General features: G+C 57.4%; 14 protein-coding genes. 1 reads left to right on the top strand and 13 read right to left on the bottom strand.

Annotated features, from left to right (window positions below):
- Positions 1-100 precede the first annotated feature (100 nt).
- Positions 101-1,003, bottom strand: a complete 903-nt coding sequence (locus ACYZUC_RS20300) for a LysR family transcriptional regulator (RefSeq protein ID WP_461989951.1) — start codon at positions 1,001-1,003, stop codon at positions 101-103.
- A 106-nt stretch (positions 1,004-1,109) separates the two neighbouring features.
- Here ACYZUC_RS20300 and ppk2 point away from each other — a divergent pair, with 106 nt between their 5' ends.
- The gene (ppk2, locus tag ACYZUC_RS20295; RefSeq protein ID WP_461989949.1) at positions 1,110-1,931 is read left to right on the top strand and encodes a polyphosphate kinase 2; all 822 of its coding nucleotides are present in this window, start codon (positions 1,110-1,112) and stop codon (positions 1,929-1,931) included.
- Positions 1,932-2,000: 69 nt separating this feature from the next.
- Here the strand turns inward: ppk2 and glmS are convergent, their stop codons facing one another.
- The 12 genes from glmS to ACYZUC_RS20235 form a co-directional block, all read right to left on the bottom strand.
- On the bottom strand, positions 2,001-3,833 hold the full coding sequence (glmS, locus tag ACYZUC_RS20290) for a glutamine--fructose-6-phosphate transaminase (isomerizing) (RefSeq protein ID WP_461989947.1): 1,833 nt from the start codon (positions 3,831-3,833) through the stop codon (positions 2,001-2,003).
- 1 nt (position 3,834) lies between these two features.
- The gene (locus tag ACYZUC_RS20285) at positions 3,835-4,611 is read right to left on the bottom strand and encodes a DeoR family transcriptional regulator (RefSeq protein ID WP_008027522.1); all 777 of its coding nucleotides are present in this window, start codon (positions 4,609-4,611) and stop codon (positions 3,835-3,837) included.
- A 224-nt stretch (positions 4,612-4,835) separates the two neighbouring features.
- Positions 4,836-6,203, bottom strand: coding sequence for a bifunctional UDP-N-acetylglucosamine diphosphorylase/glucosamine-1-phosphate N-acetyltransferase GlmU (gene glmU / locus ACYZUC_RS20280; protein ID WP_461989945.1), 1,368 nt, complete (start codon positions 6,201-6,203; stop codon positions 4,836-4,838).
- Positions 6,204-6,319: 116 nt separating this feature from the next.
- Positions 6,320-6,745, bottom strand: a complete 426-nt coding sequence (locus ACYZUC_RS20275) for a F0F1 ATP synthase subunit epsilon (protein ID WP_075946957.1) — start codon at positions 6,743-6,745, stop codon at positions 6,320-6,322.
- A gap of 45 nt (positions 6,746-6,790) precedes the next feature.
- Entirely contained in the window at positions 6,791-8,170 is a 1,380-nt protein-coding gene (gene atpD, locus ACYZUC_RS20270) for a F0F1 ATP synthase subunit beta (protein WP_461989942.1), read from the bottom strand.
- A 27-nt stretch (positions 8,171-8,197) separates the two neighbouring features.
- Positions 8,198-9,058, bottom strand: a complete 861-nt coding sequence (atpG, locus tag ACYZUC_RS20265; protein ID WP_461989940.1) for a F0F1 ATP synthase subunit gamma — start codon at positions 9,056-9,058, stop codon at positions 8,198-8,200.
- A gap of 50 nt (positions 9,059-9,108) precedes the next feature.
- Positions 9,109-10,653 carry a F0F1 ATP synthase subunit alpha gene (gene atpA / locus ACYZUC_RS20260; RefSeq protein WP_461989938.1) on the bottom strand — a complete coding sequence of 515 codons (1,545 nt, stop codon included), beginning with the start codon at positions 10,651-10,653 and terminating at the stop codon, positions 9,109-9,111.
- A gap of 21 nt (positions 10,654-10,674) precedes the next feature.
- On the bottom strand, positions 10,675-11,211 hold the full coding sequence (locus ACYZUC_RS20255; RefSeq protein ID WP_150746238.1) for a F0F1 ATP synthase subunit delta: 537 nt from the start codon (positions 11,209-11,211) through the stop codon (positions 10,675-10,677).
- Positions 11,212-11,223: 12 nt separating this feature from the next.
- Positions 11,224-11,694: a F0F1 ATP synthase subunit B gene (locus ACYZUC_RS20250; protein WP_008027535.1), complete on the bottom strand. Its 471-nt coding sequence runs from the start codon at positions 11,692-11,694 to the stop codon at positions 11,224-11,226.
- A 56-nt stretch (positions 11,695-11,750) separates the two neighbouring features.
- Positions 11,751-12,008 carry a F0F1 ATP synthase subunit C gene (atpE, locus tag ACYZUC_RS20245; RefSeq protein WP_002555987.1) on the bottom strand — a complete coding sequence of 86 codons (258 nt, stop codon included), beginning with the start codon at positions 12,006-12,008 and terminating at the stop codon, positions 11,751-11,753.
- Between the two features lie 133 nt (positions 12,009-12,141).
- Positions 12,142-13,011 carry a F0F1 ATP synthase subunit A gene (gene atpB / locus ACYZUC_RS20240; protein WP_461989935.1) on the bottom strand — a complete coding sequence of 290 codons (870 nt, stop codon included), beginning with the start codon at positions 13,009-13,011 and terminating at the stop codon, positions 12,142-12,144.
- A 16-nt stretch (positions 13,012-13,027) separates the two neighbouring features.
- Complete coding sequence (locus ACYZUC_RS20235) at positions 13,028-13,435, bottom strand: F0F1 ATP synthase subunit I (protein ID WP_461989933.1); 408 nt, start codon at positions 13,433-13,435, stop codon at positions 13,028-13,030.
- Positions 13,436-13,547 lie beyond the last annotated feature (112 nt).

Raw genomic sequence — 13,547 nt, 5'->3', positions numbered from 1 at the left:
TGAAACGATCAGCGCCGATGGGAGCCATCTTCCACCCCCAACCAAAACAACAGAATAACCAGCAAACGCAATCCATTATTTCAGCCAGTGCAATAACCCATCAGCCCTGCAAGGCAGGGTGTTCCCGCAGCGCTTTCACCGTGAAGTCGACAAAACTGCGAATCCGGGCCGGCGCATTGCGGCCACCCTGATACACCACATGGATGGGCAATGGCGGCAGTTCGAAGTCAGCCAATACGATTTCCAGTTCGCCGGAAGCGACTTTACTGGCGACTTGATAAGACAGGACACGGGTGAATCCCAGCCCAAGACACGCTGCCGTAATGGCTGCCTGATTCGCCGTCACCACCAATCGCGATTCAACCCGTACGCTGAGTGGCTCGCCCGCATCCTGAAAAGGCCAGCTTTTAAGCTGACCGATAGCAGACGTTGAAATAACCGGTACGTGCGCCAGATCCTGAGGATGCACGGGCCTGCCCTGTGTCCCCAGAAATGGCGGAGCAGCGCAAATCACCCGCCGTACTTCGCCGACGCGGATCGCGTGCTGATTGCTGTCGGGCAACTCACCGATGCGCACAGCCACATCAATCCCCTCCTCGACCATGCTCACCACCCGATCGACCAGCAAGCCGTTGATGCAGACTTCAGGAAACTGCTTCAAATAACTCACCATCACCGGCGTAACGAACAACTCGCCAAATAACACCGGCGCGGTGATCGTCAGTTGCCCACGGGGTTCGGCATGACTGCCCGCAGCTGAATCCTCCGCTTCCTGCACCTCGGCAAGAATCCTCCTACAGTCTTCAAGATACCGCTGACCCGCCTCGCTCAAATGCACGCTGCGGGTGGTGCGCGTCAGCAACCGTGTGCCAATGCGTTTTTCCAGCGCGGCCACGGCACGGGTAACACTGGCCGCCGACAGGCCCAAACGCCGCGCCGCTGCCGAAAAACCTTGGTCCTGGGCGACGGCGGCGAAGACCTGCATTTCCTGGAATCGGTCCACTGGGTATGTCCTCTACTCAGATAATCGCTACCGTCAGGCTGCGAATCCAATACGGCGTTCAAAACAATCTAGTCTGACATAACCGGGAATTTGCGAGGTCTTGATTATGGCAAAGGATAAGAAGCGCCCGCTTAAGCAGAACGCTGCCGACAGCTCGAAGATGACTAACAAGGATTACTTGGAAGAACTGCGCCGACTGCACGTCGAAACCGTCAAGTTGCAGGAGTGGGTTAGGGAGAAAGGCATCAAGGTGTGTATTGTTTTCGAGGGCCGCGACGGTGCCGGCAAGGGAGGGACAATCAAAGCCCTGACTGAACGGGTGAGCCCGCGTATCTTTCGGGTGGTCGCGTTGAGCGCGCCGACCGACCGTGAAAAAACCCAGATGTATGTCCAGCGGTACCTGCCGCATCTGCCGGCGGCCGGCGAAGTGGTGATCTTCGATCGCAGTTGGTACAACCGTGCGGGTGTTGAACGCGTGATGGGGTTCTGCACCCAGGAGCAGGTCGACCGTTTCCTGAAGTCGATTCCTTTGGTGGAACGTGCAATCGTCGATTCGGGCGTCATCCTGATCAAATATTGGCTGGAGGTCAGCCAAGAGGAACAGACACGACGTCTTCAGGCACGCATCAAGGATGGACGCAAAATCTGGAAACTCACCGGCATGGATCTCAAGTCATATAGCCGCTGGTACGACTATTCACGCGCCCGTGACGACATGTTCAAGATGACCGACACCGAACATGCCCCCTGGTTCGTGGCCAACTCCAATGACAAGCGACGGGCTCGCCTGAACATCATCACCGACCTGCTCAGCCGCATTCCCTATAAGGACGTTCCGAGGGAGCCCGTGAAGTTGCCCAAACGCCAGAAGCCAGGCAGCTATCGAGAGCCGGATTATCCACTGCGATTGATAGAGGAAAAATTCTGAGCTGAATGTAAAAGGGGCAAGGTCCTGTCAACAACAGGAACCCTGCCCCTCGATTCAGCTGTGGATAACTTATTCCACGGTGACTGACTTCGCCAGGTTGCGCGGCTGGTCAACGTCTGTGCCTTTCAACACCGCGACGTAGTACGACAGCAACTGCAGCGGGATGGTGTAGAGGATCGGCGACAGAATGTCGTGGATGTGCGGCATGTGCACAACGTGGGTGCCTTCGCCGTTGGTCATGCCGGCCTGCTCGTCAGCGAAGACGATCAGTTGGCCGCCACGGGCGCGCACTTCCTGAAGGTTGGACTTCAACTTCTCCAGCAGTTCGTTGTTAGGCGCCACGGTCACTACCGGCATGTCGTTATCCACAAGCGCCAACGGGCCGTGCTTCAGTTCACCGGCCGGGTAGGCTTCAGCGTGGATGTAGGAGATTTCCTTAAGTTTCAAGGCTCCCTCCATCGCTACCGGGAACTGCGCGCCACGACCGAGGAACAGGGTGTGGTGCTTCTCGGCGAACAGCTCGGCGATTTTCTCCACAGTGCCGTCCATGGCCAGGGCTTCGCCCAGACGGGTCGGCAGGCGACGCAGTTCTTCGACCAGGGTGGCTTCGACGCCTTCGGCCAGGGTGCCGCGCACTTGACCCAGGGACAGCGTCAGCAACAGCAGGCCAACCAACTGAGTGGTGAAGGCTTTGGTCGAGGCCACGCCGATTTCGCGGCCGGCCTGGGTCAGCAAGGTCAGGTCGGACTCACGCACCAGCGAGCTGATGCCGACGTTGCAGATCGCCAGGCTGGCGAGGAAGCCCAGCTCCTTGGCGTTGCGCAGCGCGGCCAGGGTGTCGGCGGTTTCGCCGGACTGGGAAATGGTCACGAACAGGGTGTCGGGCTGCACCACGACTTTGCGATAGCGAAATTCGCTGGCGACTTCGACCTGGCACGGGATGCCGGCCAGCTCTTCCAGCCAGTAACGGGCGACCATGCCGGCGTGGTAGCTGGTGCCGCAGGCGACGATCTGCACGTTGCGCACTTTGGCGAACAGCTCGGCAGCCTGTGGGCCGAAAGCTTGCACCAGCACACCGTCCGGGCTAAGGCGACCTTCGAGGGTACGCTGCACCACAGCCGGTTGTTCGTGAATTTCCTTGAGCATGAAGTGGCGGAACTCGCCTTTGTCCGCCACGTCGGCACCGTCACGGTACTGCACGGTTTGACGCTCGACGACCTTGCCGCTAACGTCCCAGATCTGCACGCTATCGCGACGAATTTCGGCGATATCGCCTTCTTCCAGGTACATGAAGCGGTCAGTGACCTGGCGCAGGGCCAACTGGTCGGAAGCGAGGAAGTTTTCACCCAGGCCCAGGCCAATCACCAACGGGCTGCCACTGCGAGCGGCGAGCAGACGATCCGGTTGCCGAGCGCTGATCACAGCCAGGCCGTAAGCACCGTGCAACTCTTTAACGGTGGCCTTGAGGGCCACGGTCAGGTCGTTCAGATCTTTGAGTTTGTGATTCAGCAGGTGGGCGATGACTTCAGTGTCGGTGTCAGATGTGAACACGTAGCCCAATGCCTTGAGTTGTTCGCGCAGGGCTTCGTAGTTCTCGATGATGCCGTTGTGCACCACCGCCAGATCACCGGAGAAATGCGGGTGAGCGTTGCGCTCGCACGGCGCACCGTGAGTGGCCCAGCGAGTGTGGGCGATGCCCAGGCGACCGACCAGCGGCTCGGCTTCGAGCGCCAGTTCCAGCTCGCTGACTTTACCCGGACGACGCATGCGCTCGAGCTGTTGGTCATTGGTATAGACCGCCACACCGGCGCTGTCATAGCCACGGTATTCCAGGCGTTTGAGGCCTTCGAGGAGGATGGCAGTGATGTTACGTTCTGCGACTGCACCGACAATTCCACACATGCTATTTCTCCTGACTGACAGCCGCGCATATCAGCGTGATACCGCGGGCTTGTATCTGATCGCGTGCCTCCAGCGGCAGGCGATCATCGGTAATTAGGGTATGGACGCTGCTCCATGGCAGCTCCAGGTTGGGAATCTTGCGGCCTATCTTGTCGGACTCCACCATCACGATCACTTCGCGGGCGACATCCGCCATGACGCGGCTGAGTCCCAGCAATTCATTGAAGGTGGTGGTACCGCGCACCAGGTCAATGCCGTCGGCACCGATGAACAACTGATCGAAATCGTAGGAGCGCAGTACTTGCTCGGCGACCTGCCCCTGGAAAGACTCGGAATGCGGGTCCCAGGTACCGCCGGTCATCAGCAGCACCGGTTCGTGCTCGAGTTCACTCAAGGCATTGGCGACATGAAGCGAGTTGGTCATCACCACCAGGCCCGGCTGCTGACCGAGTTCCGGAATCATCGCTGCCGTGGTGCTGCCGCTGTCGATGATGATCCGGGCGTGCTCGCGGATCCGCGCAACGGCAGCACGGGCGATCGCCTGTTTGTACCTGGAAACCGGCTGCCCGATATCGGCGACCAGTTCCTGAGGCATGGTGATCGCACCGCCATACCGACGCAACAAAAGACCATTGCTTTCGAGCGCCGCCAGGTCCTTGCGAATCGTAACTTCCGAGGTTTCGAAGCGCTTGGCCAGTTCATCAACACTGACTTCGCCCTGCTCATTGAGCAAGGCGAGGATATTGTGACGGCGTTGAGGTGTATTGCGCTTCGACATGACTTGGTAAGTTTCGATTCGAAAGATAACGGAAGCAATCAAAACCTATTGGCGAAACTTCGTCAAGCGCGAGGCGATAAAAAGGTCTGTGGATAAAAGCTTCGCGGGCAAGCCTCGCTCCTACGGGATTCGTTCACTATCGGAGAACGACGTGAAATCTGTAGGAGCGAGCGGTGCGGCGATCCGACTTGCCCGCGAACACGATGTCATGAACTGTGGATAACTCAGGTTTTTTTGATTTTCTCTGGCCGCTTCCAGCCATCGATATTCTTCTGGCGCGCACGTCCGACAGCCAACTGCGCGTTATCCACATTCTGCGTGATGGTCGATCCGGCCGCAGTGGTCGCACCGCTAGAGATATCCACAGGCGCCACCAACGAGTTGTTGGAACCGATGAACACATCCTCACCCAACACGGTTTTCCACTTGTTGGCACCGTCATAGTTGCACGTGATGGTGCCCGCACCGATGTTGGTGCGTGCGCCAATCTCGGCATCGCCCAGATACGCCAAGTGACCAGCCTTGGCGCCTTCACCCATGTGAGCGTTTTTCAGCTCGACGAAGTTACCCACATGCGCGCGAGCCTCCAGCACAGTGCCGGGACGCAGGCGCGCGAATGGGCCGGCATCGCTGCCTTCGCCCATGATCGCGCCTTCGATATGGCTGTTGGCCTTGATCACCACACCTTTACGCAAAGTGCTGTCCTTGATCACGCAGTTCGGGCCGATCACCACGTCATCTTCGATGACAACCTTGCCTTCGAGAATGACGTTGATGTCGATCAGCACATCGCGTCCGACAGTGATGTCGCCGCGGACATCGAAACGTGCCGGGTCGCGCAGGGTCACGCCCTGGGCCATCAACCGACGACCCGCGCGCAGTTGATAGTGACGCTCGAGCTCGGAAAGCTGCTTGCGATCATTGGCGCCCTGCACTTCCATGGCGTCGTGCGGCTGCTCGGTGGCCACCACCAGACCATCGCTGACCGCCATGGCAATCACATCGGTCAGGTAGTACTCGCCCTGGGCGTTGTTGTTGGAGAGACGGCTCATCCAGCCGCCCAGTTGCGCGAACGGCAGCGCGAGAATGCCGGTGTTGCCTTCAGTGATCGCGCGCTCGGCTTCGTTGGCGTCTTTCTGCTCGACGATAGCCGTCACCTTGCCGGCGGCATCGCGGACGATGCGGCCATAGCCGGTTGGATCATCCAGCTCCACGGTCAGCAAGCCCAATTGCTGCGGCGCAACCTGCTTGAGCAGACGTTGAAGGGTCTCGACTTCGATCAACGGCACGTCGCCGTAAAGAATCAGGACGGTGTCGGACTCAATGAACGGGACTGCTTGAGCAACCGCGTGGCCAGTACCCAGCTGTTTGTCCTGCAGGACGAAATTCAGATCATCGGCTGCCAGTCGCTCACGTACGGCGTCGGCACCATGGCCAATCACCACGTGGATGCGCTGTGGATCAAGTTGCCGCGCGCTGTGGATAACATGACCAAGCATCGAGTTGCCGGCAATCGGATGCAGGACTTTCGGCAGTGCCGAACGCATGCGAGTGCCTTGGCCGGCAGCGAGGATAACAATTTCAAGAGACATGACTGGCTACCAATCCTGGATGGTCAGCGGCTGCGACCAGGTTATGAAAATCGGAAAAGAAAAAAGGGTAGCCGAGGCTACCCTTTTTAATCAATCGCGCAACAAGTGATGGCCTGTTAGTGGCCGAACTTCTTGCGGATCTGCTGGACGGTGCGCAGCTGAGCTGCAGCCTCGGCCAGACGTGCAGAAGCAGAACCGTAATCGAATTCCGCGCCCCGCTCATGCAAGGCCTTCTCGGCAGCCTTAACGGCTTCCTGAGCGGAGGCTTCGTCCAGGTCGGCAGCTCGTTGCACGGTGTCGGCAAGAACCTTGACCATGTTCGGCTGAACCTCGAGGAAACCACCGGAGATGTAATACACCTCCTCTTCCCCGCCCTGCTTGACCAGGCGGATCGGACCAGGCTTGAGATTAGTGATCAGCGGCGCGTGGCCCAGAGCGATACCAAGATCACCCAGTGCACCGTGCGCAATCACCATCTCGACCAGGCCGGAAAAGATTTCTCCTTCCGCGCTGACGATATCGCAATGGACTGTCATAGCCATCTGATTGCCTCAACCTAAATTAGCGCCCGTTGCCGGGCGCCGGGATTACAGTTTCTTGGCTTTTTCGATCGCTTCTTCGATGCTGCCGACCATGTAGAACGCTTGTTCTGGCAGGTGGTCGTAGTCACCGTTGAGGATGCCTTTGAAGCCAGCAATGGTGTCTTTCAGGGAAACGTATTTACCCGAAGAACCAGTGAAGACTTCAGCCACGAAGAACGGCTGCGACAAGAAACGCTGGATCTTACGAGCACGGTTTACCAACTGCTTGTCTTCTTCAGACAGCTCGTCCATACCCAGGATCGCAATGATGTCCTTCAGTTCTTTGTAACGCTGCAGAACGTACTGTACACCGCGAGCGGTATCGTAGTGGTCCTGGCCGATTACGTTCGGGTCCAGCTGGCGCGAAGTCGAGTCGAGTGGATCGATTGCCGGGTAGATACCCAGGGAAGCGATGTCACGGGACAGAACGACGGTGGCGTCCAAGTGGGCGAAAGTGGTCGCTGGCGACGGGTCAGTCAAGTCATCCGCAGGTACGTATACCGCTTGGATCGAGGTGATCGAACCGTTTTTGGTCGAAGTGATACGCTCTTGCAGAGTACCCATCTCTTCGGCCAGGGTCGGCTGGTAACCTACTGCGGAAGGCATACGGCCCAGCAGTGCGGATACTTCAGTACCGGCCAGGGTGTAACGATAGATGTTGTCGACGAACAGCAGAACGTCGTTACCTTCGTCACGGAACTTCTCGGCCATGGTCAGGCCGGTCAGTGCTACGCGCAGACGGTTACCCGGCGGCTCGTTCATCTGACCGTAAACCAGTGCCACTTTGTCCAGAACGTTGGAATCCTTCATCTCGTGGTAGAAGTCGTTACCCTCACGAGTACGCTCACCCACACCGGCGAACACGGAATAACCGCTGTGCTCGATGGCGATGTTACGGATCAGTTCCATCATGTTTACGGTTTTGCCTACACCGGCACCACCGAACAGACCGACTTTACCACCCTTGGTGAACGGGCAAACCAGGTCAATAGCCTTGATGCCGGTTTCCAGCAGGTCGTTGCCGCCCGCTTGTTCAGCGAAGGTTGGCGCAGGACGGTGAATGCCCCAGCGCTCTTCGGTGTCGATCGGGCCAGCTTCGTCGATCGGGTTGCCCAGTACGTCCATGATCCGGCCCAGAGTCGCTTTACCGACCGGTACGGAGATGGCTGCGCCAGAGTCGGTGACTTCCAGACCGCGCTTCAAGCCCTCGGTGGAACCCATCGCAATGGTACGAACCACGCCGTCGCCCAGCTGCTGCTGAACTTCGAGAGTGGTGCCTGCATCGCTTTTTACACTCAAAGCGTTGTAGATGCTCGGTACGCTGTCGCGTGGGAATTCCACGTCGATAACGGCGCCGATGATTTGAACGATACGTCCGCTACTCATAGCTGGATCCTCTGAATATTTGAACCGTTAAACCGCGGCAGCGCCGCCGACGATTTCCGAGATCTCTTGGGTGATCGCAGCCTGACGCGCCTTGTTGTAGATCAGCTGCAAATCGCTGATCAAATCACCGGCGTTGTCGGTAGCGTTCTTCATCGCGATCATCCGCGCTGCTTGTTCAGCCGCGTTGTTCTCGACCACCGACTGGTAGACCTGCGACTCCACGTAGCGAACCATCAAGCCGTCAAGCAGCTCTTTGGCGTCCGGTTCGTAGAGATAGTCCCAGTGGTGCTTGAGTCCTTGATCCGGGGTTGCCACCAGTGGAATCAACTGCTCCACGGTAGGCGATTGCGTCATGGTGTTGACGAACTTGTTGGACACCACGGACAGGCGGTCAATACGGCCGTCCAGGTAGGCATCCAGCATCACCTTGACGCTGCCGATCAGATCATTGATCGACGGCTCTTCACCCAGGTGGCTGATAGCTGCTACGACGTTGCCGCCGAAGTTGCGGAAGAAAGCCGCACCCTTGCTACCCACTACACACAGATCAATCTCGACGCCGTTTTCGCGGTTTACCGCCATGTCCTTGACCAGGGCCTTGAACAGGTTGGTGTTCAAACCACCGCACAAACCACGGTCAGAGCTCACCACAACGTAACCGACGCGCTTTACTTCACGCTCGATCATGAACGGGTGGCGATATTCCGGGTTGGCGTTGGCCAAATGACCAATAACCTGGCGGATGCGCTCCGCGTAAGGACGGCTAGCAGCCATGCGCATTTGTGCCCTGCGCATTTTACTGACCGCCACTTTTTCCATGGCGCTGGTAATCTTTTGCGTGCTTTTGATGCTCGCAATCTTACTGCGAATCTCTTTTGCGCCTGCCATGTAACACCTATCAGGTTAGCAAGCGGGAGCCTTGCGGCTCCCGCTGCGGCTTACCAGGTTTGGGTCGCCTTGAACTTCTCGATGCCGGCTTTCATGCCTGCGTCGATTTCGTCGTTGAAGTCGCCCTTCACGTTGATCTTCGCCATCAAATCGGCGTGATCGCGGTTGAAGAAGGAAATCAGCGCTTGTTCAAAGCTACCGATCTTGGCGATCGCGACGTCAGTCAAGAACCCACGCTCAGCGGCATACAGCGACAGCGCCATGTCTGCAATCGACATTGGGGCGTATTGCTTCTGCTTCATCAGCTCGGTAACGCGCTGACCATGGTCAAGTTGCTTACGGGTCGCTTCGTCCAGGTCAGAAGCGAACTGGGCGAATGCTGCCAGTTCACGGTACTGAGCCAGAGCGGTACGGATACCACCGGAGAGCTTCTTGATGATCTTGGTCTGAGCGGCACCACCCACACGGGATACCGAAACACCGGCGTTCACTGCAGGACGGATCCCGGAGTTGAAAATGGCCGATTCCAGGAAGATCTGACCGTCAGTGATGGAAATCACGTTGGTCGGAACGAACGCGGAAACGTCGCCAGCCTGGGTTTCGATGATCGGCAGCGCGGTCAGGGAACCGGTTTTGCCGGTCACTGCGCCGTTGGTGAACTTCTCTACGTATTCTTCCGAAACGCGGGATGCGCGCTCCAGCAGACGGGAGTGGAGATAGAACACGTCGCCTGGGTAAGCTTCACGGCCTGGCGGACGGCGCAGCAGCAGGGAAATCTGGCGATAAGCCACTGCTTGCTTGGACAGATCGTCATAAACGATCAGCGCGTCTTCACCGCGGTCGCGGAAGAATTCACCCATGGTGCAACCGGCATAAGGTGCCAGGTATTGCAGGGCTGCAGATTCCGAAGCGCTCGCTGCCACGATGATCGTGTTAGCCAATGCGCCGTTTTCTTCCAGCTTGCGAACAATGTTGGCAATGGTCGATTGTTTCTGACCGATGGCTACATAGACGCAGAAGATTCCGCTGTTTTTCTGATTGATGATCGCGTCGATCGCCAGAGCGGTTTTACCGATCTGACGGTCACCGATGATCAGCTCACGCTGGCCACGGCCGACAGGGATCATGGCATCGACAGCCTTGTAGCCAGTCTGTACAGGCTGGTCTACCGACTTACGCCAGATCACGCCTGGAGCAACTTTCTCGACCGCATCGGTCAGAGTGTTGTTCAGCGGACCCTTGCCATCAATCGGGTTACCCAGTGCGTCGACTACGCGACCCAGCAGTTCCTTACCAACCGGAACTTCGAGGATGCGGCCGGTGCACTTGGCGCTCATGCCTTCAGCCAGAGACTGGTAGGAGCCCAAAACTACGGCACCTACGGAGTCTTGCTCCAGGTTGAGAGCCATACCGAAGACGCCGCCCGGAAACTCGATCATCTCGCCGTACATTACGTCGGCCAGACCGTGAATCCGCACGATACCGTCAGACACGCTGACGACAGTGCCTTCGTTACGGGCTTGGGAGGTCACATCGAGCTTGTCGATGCGGCCCTTGATAATTTCACTTATTTCGGAAGGATTGAGTTGCTGCATTGCTCTGCTGCCCCTTCAAACTCAAGATTTCAATGCTTCGGCAAGATTCGCGAGTTTGCCGCGAATCGAGCCATCGATTACCAGGTCGCCGGCGCGAATGATGACACCACCAATTAGGGCGGCATCCTCCGCAACTTGCAGGCGCACTTCCCGGTTGAGTCGTGCACTGAGAACCTTGGCGAGTTTGTCTTGCTGTTCTTGGTTCAATGCAAAAGCACTGGTCACTTCAACGTCTACCGACTTCTCTTGTTCGGCCTTGTACAGGTCAAACAGAGCGGCAATCTCCGGCAACAGCGGGAGACGGTCGTTTTCGGCAACGACGTTGATGAAGTTCTGTGCCTTGGCATCAAACTTGTCGCCGCACACGTCAATAAACGTGGCGGCCTTGTCTGCGCTCGTCAGTCGCGGGGCCTTGAGCACGCGCTGCATGGTGTCGTCTTGCGACACTGCTGCAGCCAGGCCGAGCATGGCTGACCAAGAGGCCAGTTGCTGGTGGGCCTGGGCGTGCTCGAAGGCTGCCTTAGCGTAAGGTCGGGCCAACGTGGTCAATTCTGCCATGATCGCCCTCGCTTAAATTTCAGCAGCCAGTTTGTTTACCAGCTCCGCGTGCGCGTTTTGATCGATTGTGGCACCCAGGATCTTCTCGGCGCCGCCAACGGCCAGTGCACCCAGTTGGGCACGCAGCGCGTCTTTGACACTGTTCAGTTCCTGCTCGATCTCGGCCTGAGCCTGAACCTTCACACGGTCAGCGTCGATACGGGCTTTTTCAACAGCCTCTTCAACAATCTGGTTACCGCGTTTCTTGGCTTGCTCAATGATTTCAGCTGCCTGAGCCTTAGCTTCGCGCAGTTGTTGACCCGCTTTATCTTGGGCCAACTCCAGGTCGCGAGCTGCTCGGGCGGCAGCGTCCAGTCCATCCGCGATCTTCTTCTGACGTTCGTGCAAAGCCGCGATGACCGGAGGCCACACGAACTTCATGCAAAACAGTACAAAAATGAAGAACGCAACGGACTGGCCAATCAGGGTTGCATTAATGTTCACGCCAACACCTCGCTCGTTCGTTGCACATCAAACCAATCACTCGAAGGTTCGAGTGATTAGCCAGCGAGTTGACCAACGAATGGGTTCGCGAAGGTGAAGAACAGAGCGATACCAACACCGATCATGGTTACGGCGTCGAGCAGACCGGCAACGATGAACATTTTAACTTGCAGCATTGGAACCATTTCTGGCTGACGCGCTGCGCCTTCCAGGAACTTGCCGCCCAACAGGCCGAAACCAATTGCGGTACCCAGTGCGCCCAGGCCGATCAACAGTGCAACAGCGATAGCGGTTAGACCAACTACAGTTTCCATCTTTCCTCCCGACTTTTACGTCGTATGGTTTAGGTTTTTTAGATTTTAAAGCGGTAAAACAAATCGTTTCATAGCCCTGTTCGGGCCCCCACTCGTTTGACCGAGTGGGACATCAGACTAGTCGAGACTGGCCTTAATGGTTCTCTTCGTGTGCCATCGAAAGGTAAACGATGGTCAGCATCATGAAGATAAACGCCTGCAGGGTGATGATCAGGATGTGGAACACAGCCCACGCCCACTGCAGAACTATGCCCAGGCCGCTAAGCCAGAGCAGACCGCTGCCGAACATCACAGCAATCAGAATGAAGACCAGCTCGCCGGCGTACATGTTGCCGAACAGACGCAGTGCCAGGGAGATTGGCTTGGCTACCAGCGTCACGAACTCCAGCAGGAAGTTCACCGGAATCAGCAGGGCCTGAACGAAGATGTTCTTGCTGCCGAACGGGTGCAGGGTCAGCTCGCCGACGAAGCCGCCGATGCCCTTGACCTTGATGCTGTAGAAAATGATCAATGCGAACACCGACAGGGCCATGCCCAGCGTTGCGTTCGGGTCGGTAGTCGACACTGCACGGAACGGGATGTGATGGTCGCCGGAGATCAGGATGGCCAGCTGAGGAATCCAGTCGACCGGGATCAGGTCGACGGCGTTCATCAGGAACACCCAGACGAAGATGGTCAGTGCCAGCGGTGCAATCACCGGGCTACGGCCATGGAAGCTGTCTTTCACGCTGCCATCGACGAATTCGACCAATACTTCAACGAAGTTCTGCAAAGCACCAGGCTGACCGGAAGTCGCCTTCTTTGCCGCCATGCGGAAAAGAAGAACGAAGATCAGACCCAAAGCGACCGACCAGCCGAGGGTATCGACGTGGAAAGCCCAGAAGCCCATTTCTTTGGCTTCTGCTGCGGTGTGGGCAAAACCCCACCCGCCGGTTGGGTGCTGACCGAAAGTCAGGTTCTGCAAGTGGTGCTGGATATAGCCCGAAGCGGTTGTTTCTGCCATGGTTGCCTCAAACGCCCTAAGGTCTCGAAAGTCTTGTTCTCATCAGCAGGGGCGCGAACCAGCTGACCAGTTGGGTCAACACGAAGACGCCGAATACAGCTAGCGGCGCCAATGGCTTCACACCTGCAAACGTCAATGCAAAAAGCACTGCCGTCAAAATCAGTTTGCCCGCCTCACCGGCATAAAAAGACCGGACGATGGCTTGAGCTGCTCGGGCGCCGGAAAACCGAAATGCCCTGTGAGCGAAATAAACATTGGGCAGCAAGGCTATCAGGCCTCCGCAGAGTCCTGAGTACCCGGCAACGACTCCGTGCCATTGCCAAAGCGCCAAAGCGGCGATCATCAACACGACAAACTGAGCCATCAACACCGGAAAAACTGCCAGGCGATGGAACGGCAAGCGGTTTGGCGTGCGGGTTTCCATCACTATTGCTCTCCAATGGTCGGCTGCCAGAATTCAATAACTTGGCATAATTTGTGCCGACAAAATGCGCGCAGAGTATAGGGGCGGTTCTGCCCCTATTCAACTGTCAGGT

It is taken from the genome of Pseudomonas sp. GT1P32 (assembly GCF_054897805.1).
Note: the sequence above shows the minus strand (reverse complement) of the source record. Positions and strands in the feature narration are given on the sequence as shown.

What these genes read in the sequence shown, in the direction of transcription:
- glmU (WP_461989945.1), bottom strand. Translation starts at nt 6,203, where the DNA reads ATGTCTCTTGAAATTGTTATCCTCGCTGCCGGCCAAGGCACTCGCATG.
- ppk2 (WP_461989949.1), top strand. Translation starts at nt 1,110, where the DNA reads ATGGCAAAGGATAAGAAGCGCCCGCTTAAGCAGAACGCTGCCGACAGC.
- atpB (WP_461989935.1), bottom strand. Translation starts at nt 13,011, where the DNA reads ATGGCAGAAACAACCGCTTCGGGCTATATCCAGCACCACTTGCAGAAC.
- ACYZUC_RS20255 (WP_150746238.1), bottom strand. Translation starts at nt 11,211, where the DNA reads ATGGCAGAATTGACCACGTTGGCCCGACCTTACGCTAAGGCAGCCTTC.
- glmS (WP_461989947.1), bottom strand. Translation starts at nt 3,833, where the DNA reads ATGTGTGGAATTGTCGGTGCAGTCGCAGAACGTAACATCACTGCCATC.
- atpA (WP_461989938.1), bottom strand. Translation starts at nt 10,653, where the DNA reads ATGCAGCAACTCAATCCTTCCGAAATAAGTGAAATTATCAAGGGCCGC.
- ACYZUC_RS20275 (WP_075946957.1), bottom strand. Translation starts at nt 6,745, where the DNA reads ATGGCTATGACAGTCCATTGCGATATCGTCAGCGCGGAAGGAGAAATC.
- ACYZUC_RS20285 (WP_008027522.1), bottom strand. Translation starts at nt 4,611, where the DNA reads ATGTCGAAGCGCAATACACCTCAACGCCGTCACAATATCCTCGCCTTG.
- atpE (WP_002555987.1), bottom strand. Translation starts at nt 12,008, where the DNA reads ATGGAAACTGTAGTTGGTCTAACCGCTATCGCTGTTGCACTGTTGATC.
- atpG (WP_461989940.1), bottom strand. Translation starts at nt 9,058, where the DNA reads ATGGCAGGCGCAAAAGAGATTCGCAGTAAGATTGCGAGCATCAAAAGC.
- ACYZUC_RS20235 (WP_461989933.1), bottom strand. Translation starts at nt 13,435, where the DNA reads ATGGAAACCCGCACGCCAAACCGCTTGCCGTTCCATCGCCTGGCAGTT.
- atpD (WP_461989942.1), bottom strand. Translation starts at nt 8,170, where the DNA reads ATGAGTAGCGGACGTATCGTTCAAATCATCGGCGCCGTTATCGACGTG.